The sequence below is a fragment of the Polynucleobacter yangtzensis genome, assembly GCF_001595965.1.
Classification (GTDB): domain Bacteria; phylum Pseudomonadota; class Gammaproteobacteria; order Burkholderiales; family Burkholderiaceae; genus Polynucleobacter; species Polynucleobacter yangtzensis.
On record NZ_LOJI01000001.1, the window covers coordinates 137,573 to 162,136 of the forward strand.

Annotated in this window: 30 protein-coding genes; 8 read left to right on the forward strand and 22 right to left on the reverse strand. The window is 45.4% G+C overall.

Features of this window, described 5'->3' with window-relative positions; genetic code table 11:
- Positions 1–21: 21 nt before the first annotated feature.
- Complete coding sequence (locus JaK3_RS00700) at positions 22–1,359, reverse strand: M16 family metallopeptidase (RefSeq protein ID WP_068319649.1); 1,338 nt, start codon at positions 1,357–1,359, stop codon at positions 22–24.
- Positions 1,359–2,723, reverse strand: a complete 1,365-nt coding sequence (locus JaK3_RS00705; protein ID WP_068319650.1) for a M16 family metallopeptidase — start codon at positions 2,721–2,723, stop codon at positions 1,359–1,361. The genes JaK3_RS00700 and JaK3_RS00705 overlap by 1 nt, the downstream gene beginning before the upstream one ends.
- A 63-nt stretch (positions 2,724–2,786) precedes the next feature.
- Between JaK3_RS00705 and ftsY the strand changes: the two genes are divergently transcribed.
- Positions 2,787–3,677 (forward strand): signal recognition particle-docking protein FtsY, encoded by an 891-nt coding sequence (ftsY, locus tag JaK3_RS00710; RefSeq protein ID WP_068319652.1) that lies wholly within the window; start codon positions 2,787–2,789, stop codon positions 3,675–3,677.
- A gap of 93 nt (positions 3,678–3,770) precedes the next feature.
- Positions 3,771–4,694, forward strand: coding sequence for an RNA polymerase sigma factor RpoH (gene rpoH, locus JaK3_RS00715; RefSeq protein ID WP_068319654.1), 924 nt, complete (start codon positions 3,771–3,773; stop codon positions 4,692–4,694).
- 34 nt (positions 4,695–4,728) lie between these two features.
- On the opposite strand, the gene JaK3_RS00720 is transcribed toward rpoH, so the two are convergent.
- The 5 genes from JaK3_RS00720 to JaK3_RS00740 are packed head-to-tail and all read right to left on the reverse strand — an operon-like array spanning position 4,729 to position 8,788.
- Positions 4,729–5,313: an SCO family protein gene (locus tag JaK3_RS00720; RefSeq protein ID WP_068319656.1), complete on the reverse strand. Its 585-nt coding sequence runs from the start codon at positions 5,311–5,313 to the stop codon at positions 4,729–4,731.
- Positions 5,314–5,320: 7 nt separating this feature from the next.
- Positions 5,321–6,214 (reverse strand): heme o synthase, encoded by an 894-nt coding sequence (gene cyoE / locus JaK3_RS00725; protein ID WP_068319658.1) that lies wholly within the window; start codon positions 6,212–6,214, stop codon positions 5,321–5,323.
- Positions 6,215–6,216: 2 nt separating this feature from the next.
- Positions 6,217–7,338 (reverse strand): COX15/CtaA family protein, encoded by a 1,122-nt coding sequence (locus tag JaK3_RS00730; protein ID WP_068319659.1) that lies wholly within the window; start codon positions 7,336–7,338, stop codon positions 6,217–6,219.
- Positions 7,338–7,994 carry a hypothetical protein gene (locus JaK3_RS00735; protein WP_068319660.1) on the reverse strand — a complete coding sequence of 219 codons (657 nt, stop codon included), beginning with the start codon at positions 7,992–7,994 and terminating at the stop codon, positions 7,338–7,340. Before JaK3_RS00735 ends, JaK3_RS00730 begins: the two co-directional genes overlap by 1 nt.
- Positions 7,991–8,788 (reverse strand): SURF1 family protein, encoded by a 798-nt coding sequence (locus tag JaK3_RS00740; protein WP_240480843.1) that lies wholly within the window; start codon positions 8,786–8,788, stop codon positions 7,991–7,993. Before JaK3_RS00740 ends, JaK3_RS00735 begins: the two co-directional genes overlap by 4 nt.
- 24 nt (positions 8,789–8,812) lie before the next feature.
- On the opposite strand from JaK3_RS00740, the gene JaK3_RS00745 reads away from it, so the two are divergent.
- Positions 8,813–9,025, forward strand: a complete 213-nt coding sequence (locus JaK3_RS00745) for a twin transmembrane helix small protein (RefSeq protein WP_068319661.1) — start codon at positions 8,813–8,815, stop codon at positions 9,023–9,025.
- Between the two features lie 61 nt (positions 9,026–9,086).
- On the opposite strand, the gene JaK3_RS00750 is transcribed toward JaK3_RS00745, so the two are convergent.
- From JaK3_RS00750 to JaK3_RS00775, 7 genes are all read right to left on the reverse strand, one after another.
- On the reverse strand, positions 9,087–9,941 hold the full coding sequence (locus JaK3_RS00750; RefSeq protein WP_068319662.1) for a cytochrome c oxidase subunit 3: 855 nt from the start codon (positions 9,939–9,941) through the stop codon (positions 9,087–9,089).
- A 29-nt stretch (positions 9,942–9,970) separates the two neighbouring features.
- Entirely contained in the window at positions 9,971–10,144 is a 174-nt protein-coding gene (locus tag JaK3_RS00755; protein ID WP_338091679.1) for a DUF2970 domain-containing protein, read from the reverse strand.
- 17 nt (positions 10,145–10,161) lie between these two features.
- Positions 10,162–10,746, reverse strand: coding sequence for a cytochrome c oxidase assembly protein (locus JaK3_RS00760; protein WP_068319666.1), 585 nt, complete (start codon positions 10,744–10,746; stop codon positions 10,162–10,164).
- A 12-nt stretch (positions 10,747–10,758) separates the two neighbouring features.
- Positions 10,759–10,974 (reverse strand): cytochrome oxidase small assembly protein, encoded by a 216-nt coding sequence (locus JaK3_RS10905; protein WP_276203325.1) that lies wholly within the window; start codon positions 10,972–10,974, stop codon positions 10,759–10,761.
- The gene (gene ctaD / locus JaK3_RS00765) at positions 10,874–12,493 is read right to left on the reverse strand and encodes a cytochrome c oxidase subunit I (RefSeq protein WP_068319668.1); all 1,620 of its coding nucleotides are present in this window, start codon (positions 12,491–12,493) and stop codon (positions 10,874–10,876) included. The genes JaK3_RS10905 and ctaD overlap by 101 nt, the downstream gene beginning before the upstream one ends.
- 43 nt (positions 12,494–12,536) lie before the next feature.
- Complete coding sequence (gene coxB, locus JaK3_RS00770; RefSeq protein ID WP_420865679.1) at positions 12,537–13,607, reverse strand: cytochrome c oxidase subunit II; 1,071 nt, start codon at positions 13,605–13,607, stop codon at positions 12,537–12,539.
- 263 nt (positions 13,608–13,870) lie between these two features.
- Positions 13,871–14,668: a methyltransferase domain-containing protein gene (locus JaK3_RS00775; RefSeq protein ID WP_167345980.1), complete on the reverse strand. Its 798-nt coding sequence runs from the start codon at positions 14,666–14,668 to the stop codon at positions 13,871–13,873.
- A gap of 23 nt (positions 14,669–14,691) precedes the next feature.
- Between JaK3_RS00775 and JaK3_RS00780 the strand changes: the two genes are divergently transcribed.
- Positions 14,692–15,453, forward strand: coding sequence for a ComF family protein (locus tag JaK3_RS00780; RefSeq protein ID WP_068319672.1), 762 nt, complete (start codon positions 14,692–14,694; stop codon positions 15,451–15,453).
- Positions 15,446–15,916: a tRNA (uridine(34)/cytosine(34)/5-carboxymethylaminomethyluridine(34)-2'-O)-methyltransferase TrmL gene (trmL, locus tag JaK3_RS00785; RefSeq protein ID WP_068319674.1), complete on the forward strand. Its 471-nt coding sequence runs from the start codon at positions 15,446–15,448 to the stop codon at positions 15,914–15,916. The genes JaK3_RS00780 and trmL overlap by 8 nt, the downstream gene beginning before the upstream one ends.
- 22 nt (positions 15,917–15,938) lie before the next feature.
- Here the strand turns inward: trmL and JaK3_RS00790 are convergent, their stop codons facing one another.
- Genes JaK3_RS00790 through JaK3_RS00805 form a run of 4 tightly spaced genes read right to left on the reverse strand, consistent with a single transcriptional unit; the run spans position 15,939 to position 18,204 of the window.
- Positions 15,939–16,961, reverse strand: coding sequence for an NAD(P)H-dependent glycerol-3-phosphate dehydrogenase (locus JaK3_RS00790; protein ID WP_068319677.1), 1,023 nt, complete (start codon positions 16,959–16,961; stop codon positions 15,939–15,941).
- 23 nt (positions 16,962–16,984) lie between these two features.
- Positions 16,985–17,497, reverse strand: a complete 513-nt coding sequence (gene secB / locus JaK3_RS00795) for a protein-export chaperone SecB (protein ID WP_068319678.1) — start codon at positions 17,495–17,497, stop codon at positions 16,985–16,987.
- Between the two features lie 29 nt (positions 17,498–17,526).
- On the reverse strand, positions 17,527–17,781 hold the full coding sequence (gene grxC / locus JaK3_RS00800; RefSeq protein WP_068319680.1) for a glutaredoxin 3: 255 nt from the start codon (positions 17,779–17,781) through the stop codon (positions 17,527–17,529).
- Between the two features lie 9 nt (positions 17,782–17,790).
- On the reverse strand, positions 17,791–18,204 hold the full coding sequence (locus JaK3_RS00805; protein WP_068319682.1) for a rhodanese-like domain-containing protein: 414 nt from the start codon (positions 18,202–18,204) through the stop codon (positions 17,791–17,793).
- Positions 18,205–18,226: 22 nt separating this feature from the next.
- Between JaK3_RS00805 and gpmA the strand changes: the two genes are divergently transcribed.
- From gpmA to JaK3_RS00820, 3 genes are read left to right on the forward strand one after another with little or no spacing between them, the layout of a single operon-like run.
- Positions 18,227–18,916 (forward strand): 2,3-diphosphoglycerate-dependent phosphoglycerate mutase, encoded by a 690-nt coding sequence (gene gpmA, locus JaK3_RS00810; protein WP_068319684.1) that lies wholly within the window; start codon positions 18,227–18,229, stop codon positions 18,914–18,916.
- Positions 18,917–18,928: 12 nt separating this feature from the next.
- A complete protein-coding gene (locus tag JaK3_RS00815; protein WP_068319686.1) occupies positions 18,929–20,362 on the forward strand; it encodes a S41 family peptidase in 1,434 nt (477 codons plus the stop codon).
- 21 nt (positions 20,363–20,383) lie between these two features.
- Positions 20,384–21,136 (forward strand): HesA/MoeB/ThiF family protein, encoded by a 753-nt coding sequence (locus JaK3_RS00820; protein ID WP_068319690.1) that lies wholly within the window; start codon positions 20,384–20,386, stop codon positions 21,134–21,136.
- A 4-nt stretch (positions 21,137–21,140) separates the two neighbouring features.
- Here JaK3_RS00820 and ptsP read toward each other — a convergent pair whose 3' ends face one another.
- The 4 genes from ptsP to gshB are packed head-to-tail and all read right to left on the reverse strand — an operon-like array spanning position 21,141 to position 24,551.
- The gene (gene ptsP, locus JaK3_RS00825) at positions 21,141–22,892 is read right to left on the reverse strand and encodes a phosphoenolpyruvate--protein phosphotransferase (RefSeq protein ID WP_068319692.1); all 1,752 of its coding nucleotides are present in this window, start codon (positions 22,890–22,892) and stop codon (positions 21,141–21,143) included.
- Positions 22,893–22,897: 5 nt separating this feature from the next.
- Positions 22,898–23,167, reverse strand: coding sequence for an HPr family phosphocarrier protein (locus JaK3_RS00830; RefSeq protein ID WP_068319699.1), 270 nt, complete (start codon positions 23,165–23,167; stop codon positions 22,898–22,900).
- 17 nt (positions 23,168–23,184) lie between these two features.
- Positions 23,185–23,607: a PTS sugar transporter subunit IIA gene (locus JaK3_RS00835; RefSeq protein WP_068319704.1), complete on the reverse strand. Its 423-nt coding sequence runs from the start codon at positions 23,605–23,607 to the stop codon at positions 23,185–23,187.
- A 2-nt stretch (positions 23,608–23,609) separates the two neighbouring features.
- Positions 23,610–24,551, reverse strand: coding sequence for a glutathione synthase (gene gshB / locus JaK3_RS00840; protein ID WP_068319706.1), 942 nt, complete (start codon positions 24,549–24,551; stop codon positions 23,610–23,612).
- Positions 24,552–24,564 lie beyond the last annotated feature (13 nt).

Consider the following 24,564-nt stretch of genomic DNA (forward strand, 5'->3'; position numbering starts at 1 on the left):
GGCTTATTCGCTTTATTGGGCTTATTTATTTTTTGCTCCCAATACAACAATCTTCATACGATCCATTGCCAGATATTTTTGGAACGAAGCTTTAACTTGTTCTAATGTCACTGCCTCAACTTGCTTGGTCCAAACATCCATAGTGTCGAGAGGTAAATCATTCCAGGCAATGGAAGAAACGTTATCCAATAATTTACGGTTGTTATCAATCCGTAGTGGATAGCCATTGATTAAGTTTAATTTAGCTGCTTCGAGTTCTGATGGAGTGGGGCCATCGGCAATAAATTGAGCGATAGTGGTGCTCATCACATCTAAAGCTAGAGCGGCTTGATCATTCTTGGTTTGTAGACCGGCTTGAAAAATACCATTTTCTTTTCCAGGGGCAAAGTAGCTAAACACGCTATATGCCAAGCCACGCTTCTCACGCACTTCAGACATTAGACGAGATACAAAACCACCGCCGCCCAAAATGTAGTTACCAACGAGCAACGGGAAATAATCAGGATTGTTGCGTGCTACGGCCGTCATTCCCATGGCTATATGGGCTTGCTGGGAGTCAAACGGAATTTGAATCTCTCGTTGAGCTAAGGTCTCTACTGGGGAACGCTGCAGATCTGGCAACTTCGCGATAGGTTGGCCGGATTGAGGAATCTGCTTTAACAAAGTCTGTACGATTTCGGCAGCTTGAGAACGATCCACATCTCCCACAATGCTCACAATCATGCGATCACCGCGATAAAACTGCTTATGAAATTGTTTGAGGTCATTCACGTTTACAGAACCAACTGACTGCACCGATGGTGAGTCTGCTAAAGGATAATTTCCATAAACTGATTTTTTAAAACGTCGCTCTAAAACAAATTCTGGCTTTGTTTCAGCTTCACGCAAACTCGTGATTGTTCTTTGCTTCTCACGCTCAACTATTTTCGGATCATAGCTTGGCGCACTCAACATGGCTGCCGCCAATTGCACCGCCCTGTCGCGCAAATCTTTTCTGCTGAGACTGCGAATACGCAGAATTGCTCTCTCACCACCCACTGATAAACCAATATTGGCACCTAAATCAGCAATTTCATCGGCTATTTGAGCCTCTGTTAACAAACCCTTATCGCCCCTAGCACCATAATTCATCAGGCCTGCAACCATATCAGCCACGCCGCTTTTACCAGAAGGGTCATAGCGGTCACCCGCATCAATACTGACCTCAATATCGACCATGGGCAACGCTTTGGTCTGGACTAAATAGGCTTGGGCGCCCTTATAGGAATCCAATTTCTCAATCGGCAATATTGCGTAAGCATTACTCAGCACACCCAAACCTAATAGACAAGCTGAAATTATTCTGAAGAAGGCATTCATTATTTAACCCCCTTGTCAGCAGACTTACGAGTCTGTGGATCCAAAACAGCAATCGTCAAACCCTCGTCAACCAAATATTTTTTTGCAACTGCTTGGACTTGTTCTGGAGTAATGGTCTGCATTTTCTCCAACATATAGTTGATATCCTTCCAAGAGAAGCCTGCCATTTCAGTGCTACCAATTTCCATTGCCTGACCAAAGATGGAATCACGCTTATAAATTTGGTCAGACAAAATGCGCACCTTAATTCTTTTGAGCTCGGACTCTAATATTCCTTTTTGCTTTACCTCTTCAAGCGCCTTCCGAATGCTCCCCTGAGCCTGGTCAACTGTCTTACCCTTGGCCATAGTTGCGCCAATTAAAAATAACTCTGGTCCGCGAGAGACCATGTCGTAACCCACGCCAACATCATTAACCACTTTTTCTTGCTTAACGAGAGTGCGATTTAGACGGGCATTGTCATAACCATCCAGAACAGCCGTCAGCAGCTCTAATGCATATGGCTCAACATCATCAAGCTTCCCAGGCTCAAGGCGGGGCACCTTCCAGGCCATAGCTAGCTGAGCATTATCCGCCGGTGCTTTTACCTGAACCTGCTTAATCCCTTTTTGGGGTGGCTCAATTTGTGGTTTACGAACTGGCAGTTCGTGAGTAGCAGCTGCGCCGTAATATTTTTCCACCATGGCCAGAACTTGTTTTGCGTCCACATCACCAGCCACAACTACGGTTGCATTGTTTGGCGCGTACCAGCTGCGATACCAATCTCGTGCATCTACTGGCTTCATATTTTGTAAATCATTCATCCAACCAATCACAGGGTGACGATATGGCGAACTCATGTAAGCGGTTGCCATCAGAGCTTCATTGAGCAAGCTACTTGGATTATCTTCAGTACGTAAGCGACGCTCTTCCATGACGACTTGAATTTCTTTAAAAAACTCTGCATCGTCAAAATTCAAATTAGACATGCGATCAGCCTCAAGCTTTATCACGTTTTCTAGCTTTGATTTTTCAACTTGCTGAAAGTATGCGGTGTAGTCACGGGATGTAAATGCATTTTCGCGCCCACCTACAGCAGCTACCAAGCGTGAAAACTCTCCGGACTTCACCTTATGAGTACCTTTAAACATCATGTGTTCAAGCACGTGGGCAACACCAGTCTTTCCATTGACCTCATCCATAGAGCCAGCTCGATACCAGACCATATGCGCGACTGTTGGCGCGCGATGATCTTCTCTGACAATCAATTTCAGGCCATTGCTTAGCTGATATTCATGCGTATCAGCAGGTTGAGCACCAGTAGCCCAACTAATTTGAGTAAATAGGATGAATACAAAGGAAATTCGAAGTAAATTGGAAAGCATCTGCTAAATCACCATACCTTAAGAATTAAATTGATAAGATGCATGTTTTAAATTGTATCGATTATGTTCGGCTTACGTAAAACCCTCGGATCCCTTTTCAAATCAAACAAGATTGATGAATCTTGGTTTGACACTTTGGAAGAATCGCTAATACAAAGTGATGTGGGCCTTTCTACGACCGAACAACTCATCAGCAAACTTCGTAAAGCAGCAAAATCAGAGAAAGCCTCCAGCCCCGAAGAGTTACAAGCGCTACTTATTCAAGAAGTTAGCTCATTACTCACTGCTATTGAGCCTTCACCAAACCCACTCTTTACTAGTGATAAGCCTAACACTCCAGAGGTATGGTTAGTTGTAGGGGTAAACGGCGCCGGCAAGACTACAACTATTGGCAAACTCTGCCGACTCTTTCAGTCTCAAGGTAAATCAGTTCTCCTGGCTGCTGGCGACACCTTCAGAGCCGCCGCACGTAACCAGCTTCAAGAGTGGGGTGGACGCAATCAAGTAGATGTCATCACCCAGGAAGGTGGTGACGCTGCCGCTGTTGCGCATGACGCAATTCATGCTGCCATATCTCGCAAGAATGACATTCTCATTATTGATACCGCAGGTCGTCTGGCAACCCAGGACAATCTGATGGAAGAACTCAAGAAGGTGAAACGTGTCATTGGCAAAGCACTCCCTGGAGCGCCTCACCACACACTACTCGTTTTGGACGGCAATACCGGGCAGAACGGCTTAAGCCAGGTAAAGGCATTTCATGCCGCCTTGGGGCTGACTGGAATCATCGTGACCAAGCTAGATGGCACCGCTAAAGGTGGCGTGATCTGCGCCCTTGCCCACACCCTACAAGAAGGCCCAAAACCCGCTGTTCTAGCCCTAGGCAAAGGTGAGGGAATTGATGATTTAGCCCCCTTTACAGCAGGGCAATATTCTTCTGAATTATTAAATTAAATCAGCAACTTATAGAGCTTAAAAACGATTAGCACTCTCTTGACAAGAGTGCTAAAATAGAACTCTATTAACACCTCATATTTATAAGAAAAAATGGTTCAAAAGAAATCTGACAAACCGAATTTGCAAACGCTGCCCGTCGCGCAGACTGCGGCGGCGTCTGCATTTCCAATGCTGCCAACTCTTGGGGTTGGCACTCTCGATTCATACATTGCGTACGTTAATCGCGTACCGATGCTCAGTGCTGCGGAAGAATTGCATCTTGCGCAGGAATTTCGTCGCACAGAAAATGTTGATGCCGCTAAAACTTTAGTACTGTCACATTTGCGTTTAGTGGTTTCTGTTGCTCGTCAATATCTTGGCTACGGTATTCCACACGCAGACTTAATTCAAGAAGGCAACATTGGCTTGATGAAAGCGGTAAAACGCTACGACCCAAACAATGGTGCTCGCTTAGTGTCTTACGCTATTCACTGGATCAAAGCAGAAATTCATGAGTACATTCTCAAGAACTGGCGCCTGGTTAAAACTGCAACCACTAAAGCACAACGTAAATTGTTCTTTAACTTGCGAAGCAATAAACCTACCTTAAGCGCACTAACTCCTAGCGAAGTAGATGCTTTAGCTAAAGCGCTTGATGTCAAAGGCTCTGACGTTAAAGAAATGGAAATGCGTCTTGCTGGTGGAGATGTTGCGCTTGAAGGCGATGACAGCGATGAAGAGTCTGCATATGCGCCTATTCAATGGCTAGCAGACAGCTCACAAGAGCCTACCGCCCGCATTGCCAGCGCTGAAGCGGATGCCTTGCAGGGTCCTAAATTAGATCAAGCACTGATGGCTTTAGATGAGCGTAGTCGCAATATTGTGCAATCTCGTTGGTTGGCGATGGATGCTGAAGGCAATGGCACCAAGACTTTGCATGATCTTGCTGATGAGTACGGCATCTCTGCTGAACGCGTGCGCCAAATCGAAACTGCTGCACTCAAAAAGATGCGTGGATTACTCCAGGCAGCCTAAATAAAAAGGGTTCGATTAAGAACCCTTTTTTATTTTACTTCAGCAGTTCTTTCAAATCATGCGCCAAGGTCTCTGGACCTTGTGCATGTTTGATATATAAGCGTAAACGACCCTCTGGATCAAATGCATAGCTACCTGCTGTGTGATCCATGGTGTACGAGCCCGGCTTGGTACCCGGCACCTTTTTGTAATAAATCTTGAAGTCTTTGGTAACCCTCTCTAAAGCAGCTTCATCCGCTGGACGCAAGCCCAAGAAACGCGGATCAAATGCAGGAACATACTGTTTCAAAATCTCCGCTGTATCTCGCTCTGGATCCACAGTCACAAAAAGCACTTGAACCTTATCTGACTGGGGTCCCAGCAGAGTCATGACTTGCTGCATCTCGGTCAAGGTCGTTGGGCAGACATCAGGACACTGGGTATAGCCAAAAAACATCACAACTACTTTGCCCTTAAAGTCAGCTAAGGTTCTCACCTTCCCATCTGGATCCAACAAACTAAAGTCTTTACCAAATGCAGTGCTACCGGTGATATCAATGTTTTTGAACTCTGGCTTTGGGCTACATGCAGTCAATACAACGCAAAGAATTGCTAAAAAGCAAATGCGTAAAAAATTCATATGGATCTCAGAGGAAATAGTGGTCTATTAAAAGTGCTGCAAAGAGTAGCGATAGATAGGTAATGGAAAAGCGGAATGTTTTCTTAGCTAAAGCATCACTATAAGAAATAAATAGCGCAACTACATAAGCCAAGAACAATAAACCGAGAATAATGGCTGATATCAAATACACCATGCCACTCATGCCATAGATATAAGGCAACATTGTGGCGGCAATCAAGATCAGGGTATAGAGCACGATATTCAAAAGCGTAAAGCGTTCACCATGAGTCACCGGTAGCATTGGTAAGCCCGACTGTACATAGTCATCGCGGCGATACAAAGCCAAGGCCCAGAAATGTGGGGGCGTCCATACAAAGATGATCAGAACTAGGAGCCACGCCTCTGCTGAAAGGGTATTGGTTACCGCCGCCCAGCCCAATGCTGGTGGCATTGCACCGGACAAGCCTCCAATCACAATATTTTGCGGTGTCGCAGGCTTCAGCAGCCAGGTATAGATCACTGCATATCCAACGAAAGTGGCAAGTGTTAGCCACATTGTTAAGGGGTTACAGAAGGTCCACAAAATAACCATTCCGAGCGAACCCAGAATGATGGAAAAAATAATGATGTGAAATGGCGTTACTTCGCCAGTAGCAGATGGACGCCAAGAGGTTCGCTTCATCTTGGCATCAACAGCTTGCTCAATTAAACAATTCACTGCAAACGCTGCACCGGCTAAAAGCCAGATACCCACAATGCCGCCAAAGAGAACTGGATAAGGCACCATCCCAGGGGTTGCTAAGAACATGCCGATAACAGCACAAAATACGGCGAGCTGAGTCACTCTAGGTTTAGTTAGAACCCAATATTGACGCCAACGTGGCATAACCACTGATGCGTTTGTTTTAGAGTCACTCATATTTATGCCATCTTCTTTTGAATGAAAGGCTTCCAAGAGGCCCAATAACTCATTCTGACTAAACAGAATACCAAAGCAGCAGAGCCAGCGGTATGTAATAGAGCGGCTAATAAAGGCCACTGAAATATCACATTCGAAATACCGGTCACGATCTGTAGCAGAAGTACAACCAATAACAACTTAGCTACCAAACCCAGACCAGATAAGACTGAGGTTGCCAAATGAAGTGCTTTAAAGCCTAAGGTGCCCAACACCACCAATACCAATATGGCAAAGAGGCGATGCGCCCAATGAATGGTTTGCAAGGCTACAGGGGAGATAAATTCGCCTTGGGCATTTAAGCCCAATTGGCGCCAAAGGGTAAAGCCTTCGCTCCAATTAGTTTCTGGCCATACGCTACCCATGCAGGTCGGAAAATCTGGACATGCTAAGACGGCGTAATTGGTACTCACCCAAGCACCCAAAAAAATCTGAATAAAGAGAACTACAAAAGAAAGAGTGAGAAGCTGCGCTGAAATGGGTCGAATACGAAGAACGCGTACTGCAGAAAGCTTTTCTTCCCAAGAATGTTGTGCATACAGAGTTAAGCAAGACAATAAAACTAAGGCCAACATCAAATGAATGGTGACAATAATGGGTTGTAACTTGAGGGTCACGGTCCAAGCACCAAAAGCGCCTTGCACGCAAACCAATATAAGTAAACCGAGGCTGCCAAGTAAAGGATTTTTTCCTAAGGACTTCAGCTTAGTAAAAGCGATTCCTACTTGTACCAAAATGAGTGCGCCTACAGTCATCGCTAAATAGCGATGAATCATTTCGATCCAAGCTTTGATAACCGTCACAGGCCCGGTGGGCATTGCGCTCTCAGCCTGCTGAATCTCACTGAGCGCATGAAATGGATTAGAGGTGCCATAACATCCAGGCCAGTCAGGACAGCCTAAACCTGAGTCAGTAAGCCGTGTAAACGCACCAAACACAATCAGATCAAAGGTCATAAAGACCAATACCCAATTGAGTTTTTGGAAAAAACTATAGCCTGGCTTTCTCCAAAGATAGAGCAGCGGCAGGCCGGCAAAAATAATTGCGATAGCCGCTAACTCTAAAAATAAAATCAAACTCGGCATTACAAATTCTCGCCCTTATGATTTAGCTTCAGGAGCTTTTCTAGATCTTTCTTCATGCCAGCGAACTCTTTAGGAGAATTTGTCACTGGGAAATACATCATCTTTGCAGGAGTTGGATCTATTAATTGAATCTGCTGACCCGCACCCTCTTTATTAAGCCATGTCTCAAAGTCAGAGCGAAGTTTAGTATCCGACGGAAGGGAAACAATTTTGAAGCCCGCAGCTTTTTCGTCATATGCTTTAATAACTTCTGGATCAACAGGATGACCATCTGTGTTAACCCATAGGAGTTGGAGACGACCACCCTCTCTCCCCATAGCAACCTTTACTTGACGCATCAAAAATAATGCTTCAATACATTTTTCATCCTTAACCTTGCATTCACCAGCAGGGCGAGCAATTAAGAGACTCCATTTGCCTTTTGTGGGTGTATCAAGCCATGCTGTATTGAAATCTTGAGCTGGGTAAATAAGGGTTCCTAAATTAGTTTTACCGCCTGTAGGTTTAATCACGTAATACGTAAAATACGATGCGATTACTGGAGAGGCACAAGCTAGCAATAGCAATAGCATCTGAATGCGACCACGACGGGTGCGCGCATTAATAGCAGCCGAATCTACCTGTGATGCTGGAATTAATAACTCTTTATCACTCACCCTTGATCCCCTCGATGCCCATGACCAAAACCCTGACGTTTATATTGCTGCAAACCTGTAGCCAACCAAAATACGAAACCAGCAAAAGCTAAAGCAAACCACTGGAATGCATAAGCATAATGGCGATCGACTCCACTTGTCAGAGGCGGCCACTCACGTAGCAAACCATCATCCGAACCGGTCTCAACCTCACGCAAAATAAACGGAGCTTGCGCCCAACTATGCCACTTACCTTCAGACACCAAGTCAAAATTTTGCTTAATCCTAGGCTTACTAGGATCAATGTCATTCTTGCCGCTACCTAACTCATAAACCTTACCAGGCTGCGCAAAAACGATGCCTTCTACATTGACTATCCGATTTGGCGTTTGTACTGGCGGCAAGGTCTCACGATTTTCATTGTTGCGTGGCGCCCAACCCCTATTAACCCAAAGAATCTCATCCTTGCCCTCTAGCCTTAAAGGCATCATCAGATAGAAACCCGATTGCGAAGTAGTACTGCCGGCAGGAGGAATGGGTCTAGGCCGGTTATCCAGCCAAATGGCCGCTTCGGGAAGGTATTGCCCCCTTGCAATCATGCGGCGCTCACGAGCCTCCTCTAAAGCCCAAGGACCGGCATTCGCACTCAAGATAGGCATTTGTTGGCGGACCAACAAATTGGCGGCCAAGGCAATTTTGGTATCCGCTCTACTCAGCTGCCAAATACCTGCTCCACAGCCAATCGCAATCACGATCAAGGCTGATACAGTAGCAACTATGCGCTTTGTTATGAGAGCGGTAAAAAGACTATTCAAGAGATTTAATAATAAGGATTTGTAATGAAGTGGATTATTCCAATTGTCCTACTAATGATTGTTTTTAGCTTAGGATCGGCTTTGTATTACATGATGAAAGATAGGGGCAATAGCTCACGCATGGTCCACTCACTCATGCTGCGTATCGGACTATCAATCGTACTGTTTGCAGGAATTCTACTGGCCCACTACTTTGGACTCATTGAGGCCACTGGAATTAAAGTAGGCACCAATTAAACGGCACCTTTCTTGAAGGCTTATAAACAAATCGGGGCTTTAGGCCCCGATTTTTATTAAATTACATCCAGTAAACAGCGATGTACAGGCCGAGCCAGACTACGTCAACGAAGTGCCAGTACCAAGCAGCACCTTCAAATGCGAAATGATGCTTAGAAGTAAAGTCGCCACGAATCATACGACGCAAGACAATCGCTAACATCGTGCCGCCAAGGAAAACGTGGAATCCATGGAAACCGGTCAACATGAAGAATGTAGAGCCGTAGATGCCTGAAGTCAGCTTCAAGTTCAACTCATGATATGCATGGTAGTACTCATAAACCTGGAAACCCAAGAAAACGATACCTAAACCAACAGTTGCAGCCAAGCTAATGATGGCTTTCTTCATATGGTTTTCTACTAACGCATGGTGAGCGATAGTGATCGTTACGCCTGAGCTCAAGAGCAACAATGTGTTGATTGTTGGAATTGGCCAAGGACCCATAGTGGTGAATTTCTCAACCAAACCAGCAGGACCATCATTTGGCCAAACAGCTTGGAAATTAGGCCAAAGCAATTTGCTTTCTACATCGCCCATCCAAGGCATCGCAATATTGCGTGCATAGAACAAAGCTGCAAAGAATGCACCGAAGAACATGATTTCAGAGAAGATGAACCAAGCCATCGACCAGCGATAGGAGATGTCAACGTTGACACCGTTCTTACCAGCATTAGATTCTGCAATCGTGTCACCGAACCAGTTATAGAGAACGTAGAGAACAAACGCAACGCCTGCGAGGGTCAAAGGTCCGCCCCAAGAGGCATGATTTACCCATCCAGAAATACCAAAGCCAAAAGCAATTAAGCCGAAAGCGGCCATTGCTGGATGTCTAGATAGTCCAGGGACGAAATAGTATGGGGTTGAATTGGATGACATCTTATTCTCTCTATTCAATCAAAAAATAATCAATGGGACACAACTACTTTCACTATCAACAGGAGGACACCCATAAAAATCAAGGCGCCAATTACACCTGCAATGATAATGTGCACAAAACTCAATGAAGCAACATCTTCCTGCAAACCAGACTTCTTACGCACTCCTAAAAAGCCCCACATCACGGCTTTCATAGACTGCATAAAACTACTTTTCTTTTTCATGAAGCCAACCTTGATTTGGGGGCTGGCGGCGTACCGCCTAAACCCAACTCAAAGAAGGTATATGACAAAGTAATTGTTTTTACATCATCCGGCAAACCTGCATCGATCACAAAGACTACCGGCATCTTTTTTGTTTCTTTTGCTGCTAGTGTTTGCTCCTGAAAGCAAAAGCACTCTAATTTCGTAAAAAACTCAGTTGCACTTTTAGGTGCATAACTCGGTATTGCTTGAGCACGCACTGGGCGATTTTGATTGTTAGTTACTTCATAAACAATCTCTGTCATTTCACCAGGGTGTACTTCTAAAAAATTCTTTACAGGTTTGAAGGTAAACGGACCGCGGCTATTCGAATCAAACTCAATGGTTACTGTACGAGCATAGTTAACTTGGGTATTGCCAACCTTATTAGGACTGAAGGCTCTGACACCATAATCATTCTTGCTTGTTACTACGTTAATTCCGGTGACCTCACACAAGGCCTTGTACATCGGAACTAAGGCATAACCAAAACCAAACATCATCACAGCTGCAATTAAGAGCTTCAACAAAATTTGGCGGTTGAGTGCTTGATCTATAACCATGTCTACAAGGGGTTAACCCAACAAGCTCCGTTTAATCACAATGCCAATAAAAAAGGCTGCTACAACGCTCAACAGGATGAAGCCCATCCTGCGATTATTCGCAGCAAGGGCTTGCTTACCTGATGAATTAAATTCCTGCTTCACGCATCTGCTCTGCGCTAGGCGGAGTTTCAAAAGTATGGTGTGGTGCTGGTGACGGTACTGTCCACTCAAGACCCTTAGCTCCATCCCATGGCTTCATTGGAGCTTTTTCGCCTTGGCCCCGATACGCTGGCATCACAACGAAGAGTAAGAAATAAACCTGTGCTAAACCGAAGCCCAATGCGCCGATCGATGCAATGGCATTGAAGTCAGCAAACTGAGTTGGGTAGTCAGCATAGCGACGTGGCATACCTGCTAAGCCCAAGAAGTGCATTGGGAAGAAGGTAATGTTGAAGAAAATCATGGAAGCCCAGAAATGGATCTTGCCGCGAGTTTCACTAGCCATGTAGCCAGTCCACTTTGGACACCAGTAGTAGAAGCCAGCAAACATTGCGAACAATGAACCTGCAACTAATACATAGTGGAAGTGAGCAACAACGTAGTAAGTATCTTGTACGCCGATATCAATTGGCGCCATCGCCAAGATCAAACCAGTAAAGCCGCCCATCGTGAAAACGAAGATAAAGCCGATAGCCCACAACATTGGAGTTTCAAAGGTCATTGAACCTTTCCACATGGTTGCTACCCAGTTGAAAATCTTCACGCCAGTTGGAACTGCGATCAACATGGTTGCGTACATAAAGAACAACTGACCAGTTACTGGCATACCAGTTGCAAACATGTGGTGAGCCCAAACGATGAATGACAAGATCGCGATCGATGCAGTTGCATAAACCATTGAGCTGTAACCAAACAATGTCTTTCTGGAGAAAGCAGGTACGATTTCACTAATGATTCCGAATGCTGGAAGAATCATGATGTAAACCTCTGGGTGACCGAAGAACCAGAAAATATGCTGGAACATGATTGGATCGCCACCGCCAACTGCGGAGAAGAATGAAGTGCCGAAATGACGGTCAGTCAGAACCATCGTAATTGCGCCAGCCAATACAGGCATCACAGCGATCAACAAGTAAGCAGTAATCAACCATGTCCAGCAGAACATTGGCATCTTCATTAATGTCATGCCAGGAGCGCGCATGTTCAAAATAGTTACGATGATGTTAATCGAACCCATGATCGATGAAGCACCCAATAAGTGGAGTGCAAAAATCGCCATGTCCATGCCAGGGCCCATTTGTGAAGTCAATGGAGCATAGATAGTCCAACCACCTGATGGAGCGCCGCCAGGAACTAAGAATGAACTCAACAACAGTGTTGCCGCTACCGGAAGAATCCAGAAGCTAAAGTTGTTCATACGGGCAAATGCCATATCAGATGCGCCGATTTGCAAAGGCACCATCCAGTTAGCAAAACCAACGAAGGCCGGCATAATCGCACCGAACACCATCACCAAACCGTGCATGGTTGTCAGCTGATTAAAGAACTCTGGGCGCAGAAACTGCAAACCAGGTTGGAACAATTCCAAACGAATTCCCAAAGCCATCACACCGCCAGCTAGCAAGCTAACGAATGAGAAGATCAAATACATCGTACCGATGTCTTTGTGGTTGGTTGCGAACAACCAACGACGCCAGCCATGTGGCGTGTGATCGTCGTGCGCGTGGTCGTGTGCGTGATCGTGGGTAGTAGAGACTGTGCTCATGAATTACTCCGGTTTCGTTTTTATCTGTATTTGTTAATCTGAATTAATTGCCGCGCGCAGTAATAATGTCTTGGGTCTGAATCACTTCACCCGTCTTATTACCCCATGCGTTACGTGTATAAGTCATCACTGCAGCGATATCGCCATCAGAAATCACGCCAGCCCATTTCGGCATTGCGCCTTTACCATTAATCAGGATGTTGTACTGAGCAGCTTTAGGGCCCAATACCATCTTGCTACCATCCAATGCAGGGAAAGCGCCCGCACCTTTGCCGTTAGGCTGATGACAAGCTGCGCAGTTTGCTGCGTAAACTTTTGCACCACGCTCTTTTTGCTCATCCAAGGTGTAAACCTTAGATGGATCATCACCGGCAGCGCCCATTTCTTTTTTCTTCTGAGCAACCCAAGCGGTGTAGTCATCCTGTGAAACTACACGCACAACGATTGGCATGAATGCATGCTCAGCACCGCAAAGCTCAGAGCACTGACCGCGGAAAGTGCCAATAGTTTCAGCTCTGAACCAGGTGTCACGAACGAAGCCTGGAATCGCATCTTGCTTTACGCCAAACGCTGGGATAGCCCAAGCGTGAATCACGTCATTAGCAGTAGTGATCAAACGAATTTTCTTGCCTACTGGCACAACCATTTCATTGTCAACTTCCATCAAATAGGTATTTGATTTTGGTGCTAAATTATTAATTGCTTCGCGTGAAGTAGACAAAGTGGATAAGAAGCTAATGCCTTCACCTTCACCTTTGATGTAGTCGTAACCCCACTTCCACTGATAACCAGTGGTTTTAATAGTGATGTCAGAGTTGGTGGTGTCTTTCATTGCTACAACTGTTTTTGTTGCAGGCAATGCCATACCAATAACGATGAGCAATGGAATCACTGTCCAAATAATTTCAACAGTGGTGCTTTCATGGAAAGACGCTGATTTGTGACCTAATGATTTACGGTGCTTCAAGATGGAATAGAACATCACTCCAAATACACCGACAAAAATTAGGGCGCAAATTACCAACATCATCCAATGTAACCAGTGGATCTCTTGCATGATTTTGGTAGCAGGAGCTGCAAAATTTAGCTGATTAACAGCTGGGCCACCAGGCATATTCTCTGCTGCATATGCAAATGCAGTGCCAAAAGCAGCTACGAAATAGAGCGAAGCCCTAGTGACTTTTCCAAATAAATTCATCTTATTCTCTGTTTATTGTCGTGAGCAAAGCGACAAAAATGCCGCAAATTGCCCAAAAAACGGTCTCAAGCCAATACATCCTGCCGTGATTATAGGGTTAATTAGGCGTAACAACAAACCAGGATAACCCAGCCTGATCCAATCTTGACCAAGGTTAAAATGATAGTGAGCACTTACACTTAAGCAGAATCTGGTCTAGTCTTGCGTCCAATTTGATTTAGATCAATATAGGCCACGCTGTCTTTGGCCTTCGCTAGGTGCTTTCCAATGACCCAGGCATGCCCATAAACCACCTCTAAAGTGAGTTTTTGCGGCAAAGAACTCAATTCTGAAGTCTCTATGGGGGTGGAATGGATCAACTTGAGAGCGTTGATATCACCCAACAATAAGGCACTGTTTTCATAGTCTAGGGTTAGGTACTCCATATCCATTACCGGATCTGAAAACCGCTCAGCAAGCAACGCATCGCCCATGTCATGCATGTCCCAAGGGCTTAATAGATTTTTCAGCTTTAACTCTGAAAGGGATATTGAGCGCAACTCTTTCCCGGTATCGGGGCCCAGATAGCTAAATGCAATTAATCCACCCTCACGCAGGACGCGCCAACACTCGTGTAGAAATTCTTTTGGGTCTGCCAGATCGTGCAATAGAAGATCACTAAAAATCAAATCAACAGAATTATCAGAAAGATCAAATTTTCCCGACGATGTGTAATCGGCTAAAGAGCTAGTGCTAGCTCCAAATAGTGAGCGCCAATGTGTGACTGCTTTAGCGCGCCACATTGCAAAACCAGAAACACTCTCATCTACGAGGCTTATTAGGCGCGCCCTTGGGTAGCGCTTGGCAAATGTATTCAAATGCTTTCCGGGAAAGTCCGGCACTATCAAAATATCTTTTACATCGAGCTTAACTATGTCTAACTTCTGCAGCATGCGATCTGCAATTTCGTCTTGTAACCATTTGATGGGCTGGGTCATCGGCTCAGTATACTCAGCGCCCCATGCAATTTCCAGAGAACATTTTTGAAGCGATTTGTGACCGGCTTTTACCAACGGCTTGCATTGCTTGTCATCAGTTTCAGCATCGTTCGATTTGCAATAACTGTTTAGGCGCTTTGCGATATGAAGGCTTGTTTAACTATCAGTGCTGCTATCAATGCGGCGTCACACTTCAGCCCGAAGAAATTGCCCAGCAATATTGCGCACCCTGCCAAATATCTGAACCCTATTTTGATGAAACTTATTGCTTAGATCGCTACACAGGCATTCTTCAATCGCCATTGCATGAGTTTAAGTATCAAAAACGCATTGCTTATGGCCATGCACTCAGCAGCGCCTGGAACATGCTTATCTCTTCGCAACTTGAACACATTGACTCAAGTTATTTGCTACCTGTTCCATTAAGCATCCAAAATTTGGCGCAACGTGGCTTTAATCAAAGCTGGGAAATTGCTAAACGAATTAAATGTGGGCGGCATATTCAGAAATCACCCTACATACTGAAGCGTCACCATTATTCCGAACACCAGGCTGGAAGCAATCTTGAAGACCGACATCTATCCATTAAAGGAATGTTTTATGTTGAAGCAAAATATATCGAACAAATTCAAGATAAAACGGTCATCATCTTTGATGATGTTATGACTAGCGGAGCAACCCTAAATGAAATTTCCCGCATTCTGAAGGACAATGGCGTATATCGCGTAATCAATTGGGTACTTCTCAGGGCTGCGCGACCAATCGAAAGAGTGCAACATGTTTAATATCGTTTTATTCGAACCAGAAATTCCTCCCAATACCGGGAACATCATTCGCCTCTGTGCAAACACTGGTGCGAAATTACATCTAATAGAGCCTCTTGGTTTTCCGATGGAGGATGCAAAGCTTCGCAGAGCTGGCTTGGACTATCACGAATTTGCAAGAGTCAAAGTTCATCAAAATTGGGCTGAGTTTTTACAAAATGAGAAACCCAATCCTGAACATCTTTTTGCATTGACCACCAAAGGGTCAGGAAAATTTCATGAGGGCAAATATTCACCCAATGATTACTTTGTCTTTGGTTCTGAAACCAAAGGTATTACAGATGAAGTAAGAAATTCCATCCCGGAAACTAATCGCATGCGTCTTGCAATGCAAGATAGTAGCCGTAGCTTAAATCTATCTAATACAGTGGCAATCGTTGTGTATGAAGCATGGCGCCAAAATGGCCTTGCTGGTGGTCAATAACAAGCTGACCTAGGAACCGCGCTTAAGATTCGATTTTGGGATCGCGCCCCATGAGCTTCTTAACGGCATCATGTGGTTTTAATTTTCCAGACAATACTTCGCCCATCATGGCAGTAATAGGCATCTCTACATCAAGACGTTTGGCTAAGTCTCCAACAGCTTGAGCGCACAGCACACCCTCAGCAACATGGCCAAGACTAGCAAGTATTTCGGACAATGATTTTCCAGCGGCAAGCTCAAGACCAACGCGACGATTACGAGACAGATCTCCTGTTGCGGTCAAAATTAAATCACCGACTCCAGTTAAACCCATACAAGTTTCAGACTTGCCACCTGCAGCCTTTACTAGACGCATCATTTCAGCCAAACCGCGTGTCAACACTGCGGCGCGAGCATTCAGACCTAAATCTAAACCATCGCCAATACCTGCGGCGATAGCCAAGACGTTCTTAATGGCGCCACCCAATTCAACGCCGATCAAATCATCACTTGAGTAAACGCGCATATTACCGTGATGGAAGGCAGCTTGAACAACCTCGCAAAGTTTTACAGATTTACTTGCGACAGTTAAGGCACAAGGCATGCCCGCACCAACCTCACGGGCAAAGCTAGGGCCAGACAAGGCGCCATACGAATGCGTTATGCCATGTGAGTGAATTTTGCTTTCACGCTCTACTACTTGATGCGGCAACAAAGCAGTATCAGGCTCTAGGCCTTTGCATAGCCAAATAATATTGAGAGGGTGTTCGGCAGCTTTTAAGACATGAGCAATTGTTTCAGAAAGCCCAGACATTGGCGTAGCAATGACTAAAAGATCATCGCTCGAAAGTCTTTTAATTGCAGCAGCAAAATCGCTCTCGAGTTTTAATCCTTCGGGTAATTGAATGCCTGAAAGGTATTCACGGTTTTCACCGCTCTTTTGAATATCTTGTAATTGCTGCTGGCTGCGAGACCATAAACAGACATCACCTTCATTGAGATGGCGAGTAGCCTGTGCGGCCATCGCCGTTCCCCAAGCGCCAGCACCAAGCAGTGTCACTTTCATGATCTGTGGGCCCACTTAAAAACTTAGTGAGGCTTACTTTCTGTTGCTGCGCCTTCTTTTGCAGCGGCTTCTTGTTGAGCCTGCATCAAACGATGCTCATACATGCCATGGAAATTGATTTCATTCAAATGAATTGGCTGGAAGCCTGCACGACTAATAATGTCGGCGATATTTGAACGCAAGTATGGGTACAAAATAGTTGGGCAAGCAATGCCGAGCATTGGATCAATTTGTTCAACAGGGATATTGCTGAACTCAAAAATACCTGCTTGTTTAGCTTCAACCAAGAACAATACTTTTGTATCCACCTTAGCAGTCACAGTAGAGCTCAAAGCCACCTCGAAGATTCCTTCGCTTAAAGGAGCAACGGAAATATCAATCTCTACTTGCACTTGAGGCTCAGATGCAACCAACAAAATCTGTGGTGCATTTGGCTGCTCAAGCGACAAATCTTTTAGATAAATGCGCTGAATACGAAATCCAGGCTCTTTAGATTGTTCGATGCTCTCTTGGGGTGCTGAGGATTGTTCGGTCATTACTAACTTTCTTTTGTATGTTTAATCTATTAAGCCAACAAAGGATCAAGCTTGCCGGCGCGATCCAATGCAACTAAGTCGTCATAGCCACCAACGTGGGTGTCGCCAATGTAAATTTGCGGGACTGTGCGGCGACCAGTGCGGGTCATCATGATCTCTCGCTGAGATGGATCACGATCAATCAAAATCTTCTCTAAGTTCGCGACGCCTTTTTTGTGCAATAGCTTTTCTGCCATGACGCAATATGGGCAAACCTGGGTGCTGTACATCGTTACTGGGGGCATTATTTTTCCTTACTTCACCAAGGGAAGAGCTGCTGCCTTCCAAGCCTGCACGCCACCATCCAATACACCCACCTCTACGAAACCCAACTTTTGAGCTTCAGCAAGGAGTTTGCGGGATTGAGTGCCAGTGTCACAGACCAGGACAACAGGCAGCTTACGGTCTAACTTCAGCTTTTCAATTGCGGCGGTCAAGGCGGAAGAATTGGCAAATTTAGCGCCAGGGAGGTGCCCAGTTTTGTACTCCTCCTCGGAACGCAGATCAAGTACGTACGCTTTGCGACGATTAATCCAAATCGTCGCCTCTGTAGGCGACAAGCCTTTTCCGCCAATAAGCGTAGATAATGTGGGTAGGAAAAGCGCTGCGCCCGAAACCAGTAGTAGGGCAATAAGCGCTAAATTATCAATTTGCGTGAGAAAGTTCATCACCGGATTATAGAATGGCTCTATGAAACAACTTGTCCTTATTCGTCATGGCGAATCCGCCTGGAACCTTGAAAACCGCTTCACTGGCTGGGCGGACGTTGACTTAACCCCAAAAGGCGCAGAACAGGCCCTAGCAGCAGGTGCAAACCTCAAAAAAGCGGGCTATGAATTCGATATTGCCTATACCTCTGTTTTAAGACGCGCTATTCGCACCCTCTGGAATGTGCAAGACACTATGGATCTCATGTGGCTTCCAGTTGTGCATAGCTGGCGACTGAATGAACGGCACTATGGAGCCCTCACTGGACTCAATAAAGCAGAAACAGCAACGAAGTATGGTGATGAACAAGTTCACATCTGGCGACGCTCATATGACGTACGCCCTCCTTTGCTGGAAAACGAAGATGAGCGCAATCCTAAGAATGATCCTCGTTACTCCAAACTCAATACCTCCGATATTCCATTGGGTGAGTGTCTGAAGGATAACGTTGAGCGTGTATTGCCATTGTGGAATGAATCGATTGCTCCAGCGCTCAAAGCTGGCAAGCGCGTTTTATTAGTTGCTCACGGCAATAGCATTCGTTCTCTCATTAAGTATTTAGATCAAATGTCTGATGAAGCCATTATGGAAGTCAACGTTCCAAATGGTATCCCACTGGTTTACGAATTAGACGATGACCTTAAGCCTATTCAACATTTTTATTTGGATTAAAACAAAAGAGCTATGCGCCAATTTCTAAAGAATTTTGCACTGATCGCAGTTGGTCTTATTGCTGGAGTTGCAGCAACGATCCAGCTCTCCGCGACCGCCCAGCAAGGCGCCCAGCTCCCACTGGATGAACTGCGCACACTGTCCAATGTCTTTGCACAGATTAAACGTGAGTATGTGGAGCCGATTGAAGACAAGCAATTATTGACAGATGCTGTCAAAGGAATGGTAAGTAGTCTTGATCCGCATTCCACCTTCTTAGACAAAAAAGATTTTTCAGAAATGCAGGAACAAACATCTGGAAAATTTGCTGGTCTCGGTATTGAAATTACATCTGAAGATGGTGTAGTGAAGGTGTTAAATCCCATTGAAGACAGCCCAGCAGCTCGTGCAGGTCTGCAGGCAGGAGATTTAATTACACGTCTAGACGATAAGCCAGTACGCGGTATGTCTCTCGATAAAGCTGTCCGTACTATGCGTGGCACACCGGGAACCAAAATTACTTTGACAGTATTCCGCAAGAGTGAAGAGCGCAGCTTCCCAGTAACAATTACTCGTGCAGAAATTAAAGTTCAATCAGTCAAAACTAAAATTCTCGACAACGATATTGCTTGGGTACGTATCACTAGTTTTCAGGAGCGCACCGTTCCTGATCTTGCTAAAAAATTAACTGATATCGCCAATCAAGATCCAAAACTCAAAGGCATCATTCTTGACCTGCGTAATAATGGCGGCGGTTTATTGCAAGGTGCCGTCGGAGTGGCTGCAGCGTTCTTGCCAGCAGATGCAATTATTGTCTCTACCAAGGGCCAATCCCCAGATTCGAAGCAAGTATTCAATGCCACTCCAGCCATGTACCGCTTGAATGAACCTGGCGACCCACTAGCGGGCGTACCAGCCATCTTCAAGAAGTTGCCTATGGTGGTGTTGGTAAATGCCTATTCCGCCTCAGCCTCTGAGATTGTGGCTGGCGCACTTCAGGATTACAAACGCGCAACCATTATCGGCAAAACAACTTTTGGTAAGGGCTCAGTACAAACCGTTCGCCCTCTGACTAATGATTCAGCGCTCAAAATTACTACCGCTTACTACTACACCCCTAGCGGTAAATCGATTCAGGCTTTTGGCGTTAAACCAGACATTCCGGTAGATCAAAATAAAGATGGTGATCCTGATGATGTTTTGATCACTCGTGAGATTGATAGCGAGAAGCATCTGCGTAACAAACAATCTGCTGAAGACAAGCTCATTAAAGATCGCGAGCAACGTCGTCTTGAAGAGTTGCAACGTATTGAAGAAAAAAATGCGAAGAAAACTCCTGAGGAAAAAGAGAAAGATAAAAATAAGAAGCCGCCAGAGCTTGGCAGCGCAGATGATTTCATGCTTTCTCAGGCGGTGGCCTTTATTAATGGCCAGCCAGTGAAGCGCTCATCCTCTAAGCTTGAATAATTTTTAGCTTACGGCTAGCGCATGAATGACGAGCAGTTACTTCGCTACTCCAGGCATTTATTGCTGGAAGAAATTGATGTTGTCGGCCAAGAAAAACTGCTCGACGCACATGTATTAGTAATTGGCGCTGGCGGCCTGGGCAGTGCGGCCGCGCCTTACTTGGCAGCAGCAGGAGTAGGTCACATCACACTGATAGATCATGATGCAGTAGAGCTGACGAATTTGCAGCGTCAAATCATGCATGCCGAAAGCAGTATTAGCAAAAGCAAAGTTGTCTCCGGAAAAGAATTTCTAGAACGACTTAATTCCACGATTCAAATCGAAACCATTCAAGCTAAAGCAACTAGCTCACTGCTGGATGAGTTATTGCCGAGCGTGGATGTAGTTTTAGATTGCACAGATAATTTTTCAACTAGGCATCTGATTAATGCTGCCTGCGTTAAAAACAAAACTCCACTAGTGTCCGGATCGGCCCTCAAATTTGATGGTCAAGTCAGCGTTTTTGATCCACGTAACTCAAAGTCACCATGCTATGCCTGCATCTTTTCGCCGGATGAGCAATTTGAAGAAGTCAGCTGCTCTAGCATGGGCATCTTCTCACCCTTGGTGGGAATTATTGGCGCCATGCAGGCGGCTCAGGCCCTGCAACTTTTAATTGGTTTTGGTGAAACCTTAGTGGGACGCATGCTGCTATGGAATGGGCGGACAACCCAGATTGATGAAATCCGCATTAGCCGCAATGGTGAGTGTTCGGTGTGCGGCTCAGCGCACTAAGACCCTAAGAAAGCAAGCGTTCTAAAGCTTTCGCTTGCTCTTCGGGCTCATAAGCCCTTAATACTCTGGCTACACGAGCCTTTAATAGGCCTACATTTGCCTGTAGGATCTCACGCTTTACCAATAGCAACTGACTAAAGTGCATTGAAAAATCGGTCAGGCCCAGCGCCAGCAATAACCTTGTTAATGCAGGATCACCAGCCATCTCACCACAAACGGCCACAGGTACATTTGCGCGTTTAGCTTGCTCAATGATATTTGCCAATAAGTTCAATATGGCTGGATGTAGGGGATCGTATAAATGTGCAACAGCATGATCAGCTCGGTCGATCGCCAAGGTGTACTGAATTAAATCGTTAGTACCAATGGACAGGAAATCAAAGCGATTAATAAACAAAGGCAGCACTAAAGCGGCAGCCGGAATCTCAATCATGGCACCGACTTGAATATTCGGATTAAATGCTTTGCCGCGCTGATGCAATTGCTGCTTCGCTTTTTCAATCAACCTAAATGTTTCATCAATTTCTTTTGCATGCGCCAACATTGGAATCATGATGCGAGCCTGGCCATGTGCCGAAGCACGCAAGATCGCTCTTAACTGCGTTAAGAAAATTTCAGGTTCTGTTAAGGACCAGCGGATTGCTCGCAAACCTAGTGGTGACGTGCCTGTTTGCGAAATGTCACCGCCGCCGCCTAAAGCTTTATCAGCACCAACGTCGATCGTTCTGATATTGACAGGCAAGCCATGCATCAAATCTACTACACGGCGGTATTCTTGATATTGCTGCTCTTCGTCTGGCAAAGCCTGTTTGCGATCCATGAATAAAAATTCAGATCGAAATAGGCCAACACCTACGGCGCCTAACTTCACAGCCTGAATAGCATCTTCTGGCAACTCAATATTGGCGAATAACTCAATCTCAACTCGATCAGCTGTTTCAGTTTTGGCATGTTTTAACTGCTGGAGCTTGCGGGCTTCTTTTAAAACCTGAGTTTGTAATTTTCGATATTCGGCTAGCAGTTGCTCATCAGGAGCGACAACCACAACACCTCGCTCGCCATCCAATACGAGCCAGTCGCCATGACGAATCATTTCGCTCGCATGACGCACGCCGACTACCGCAGGAATCTCCATACTTCGAGCCACAATAGCGGTATGGGAGGTCTTACCACCAAGGTCCGTTACAAAGCCTGTAAAGGCATGCTCTTTAAAACGCAACATGTCATGCGGAGCAATGTCATGGGCAACAATGATCGATTCAACCCCAACATCACTTCCGGGTAAGAAATCTGAATCATTTAAAGAATCTTTTTTCTGGGCATTTAATGCCTTAATCACACGCTCAGCAACCTGCCGAATATCATTTGCGCGCTCTTTTAGATATGCATCCTCAATATCTGCAAATTGCTCCAATAGATCATTGAGCTCAGTGGTTAAAGCCCAAGCGGCATTTAATCTCTGGGTGCGAATTAACTTAATCGGCTTCTCAGCCAACGCAGGGTCAGCCAATATCATGCCGTGCACATCTAAGAATGCCGCCATCTCTTGTGGCGCATCTTTAGGCAAGCCTTGACGCAACTGATCAAGCTCTAAACGTACTTGATCAAACGCATCCAACAACTTTTGAGCTTCAGCCTCTTCTTTACCTACCTCAACCAAGTGATGACTCACTTCTAATGCTGCACGAGATATCAGCACGGCCTTGCCTATGGCAATGCCCTTTGATACCGGAATTCCGTGCAAAGCAAATGTCATGCTAATTACTCACCTTCGCCAAAGCGATCATTTATCAAAGCTGTCAGAGCCTGCATGGCTTCATCTTCTTTCTCACCTACAGTTTCAAGAGTGACAGTGCTGCCGATTCCAGCCGCCAACATCATGACGCCCATAATGCTCTTGGCATTAATTTGACGCCCGTTACGTGACAAGAATATTTCACAGGGAAACTGTGCGGCTAATTGAGAAAGCTTTGCAGAAGCGCGAGCGTGCAAACCCAACTTATTAATGATTTCAATTTCTGCGGTAGGCATTTTGAGATGGACCCTCTTTACTCTTGATTGACTTTTGAACCGAGGCGCAAAATGCCATGCTGCCCACCAGCAAGCGCCTTTTGCGCGAGCTCTTCCAAACCCTCACCGCGGTGAGAGATGCAACGCATCAACATAGGGAGATTAAGTCCAGCTAAAACAACCACAGGAGCATTTAATCCTGATAAGGGGCCCAGAGCCTCTAACTTAGATGCGACATTCGCAGGGGTGGCGCCCATGACATCAGTCAGAATAAGAACACCATTGCCGGTATTAACACCATAAGCTGCTTTCAGTACGCGATCGAAACTTACCTTGGTATCTTCATAAGGGGGAATATCAACCGCCTGCACACGTTCTGGCACCACGCCAAAAGCATGCTCTGCAAAGCCCAACATTGCACTTGCAACAGGTGTATGAGCAACGATGACAATTCCAGCCATATTTATGCCAATGCTTTCTCTAGTGTTGCCAACCAAAATTGCGGAACATTAAAATCACTTTGGTCGGTAATTTCAACAAAACAAGTGGGGCTAGTCACATTAATTTCAGTGAGAAAGCCGCCGATTAAATCCAATCCAACTAAGAATAATCCACGCTGATTGAGGATTGGCGCTAATTTTTCGGCAACCCTTTTTTCGCCCTCAGTTAAAGGCATAGCAACTCCCTTACCGCCCGCTGCTAAATTGCCGCGAATTTCATTACCCTGTGGAATGCGCGCCAATGCAAATGGCACCACCTCGCCACCAATTAATAGCACTCGCTTATCGCCCTGGGCAATCTCTGGAAGAAAGCGCTGAACCATGAGCGTTCTTGCACCATTTTCCCCAAGCGTTTCGACAATGCTAGCGAGGTTAAGACCATCGGCACCCACCCTAAATACTCCCATACCGCCCATACCATCTAAGGGTTTAATCACAATATCTCGGTGAGTTTGATGAAAGTGCTCTACTGCCTCCAATTCACGCGTTACCAGAGTAGGGGGAATAAGCTCTGGAAACTCAGTAATAGACAGTTTTTCTGAGTGATCACGCACCGCGCTCGGCTCATTAAATACTTTTGCACCCTGACGAACTGCAGCGGATAACAACCAAGTTGTATTGAGATACTCAATATCAAATGGTGGGTCAGTACGCATGAGAACTGCGGAAAAAGATTTGAGTGCTCGCGACTCTATATCACCCAACTCATACCAATTCGTAGAGCTTGGTTTAATTGCTAAGGCTTGGCAATCAGCAACAACAAAATCATCTCGCCATAAAACATTTCTACTTTGACAAAACCATAAACGATGTCCAGCTTCTTGCGCAGCGCGCATCATTGCCAGCGTGGAATCTTTTTGAATCTTGAAAGACTCAAGGGGATCTGCAATAAAAAGAAAGTCCATTTTTTCTATTGAG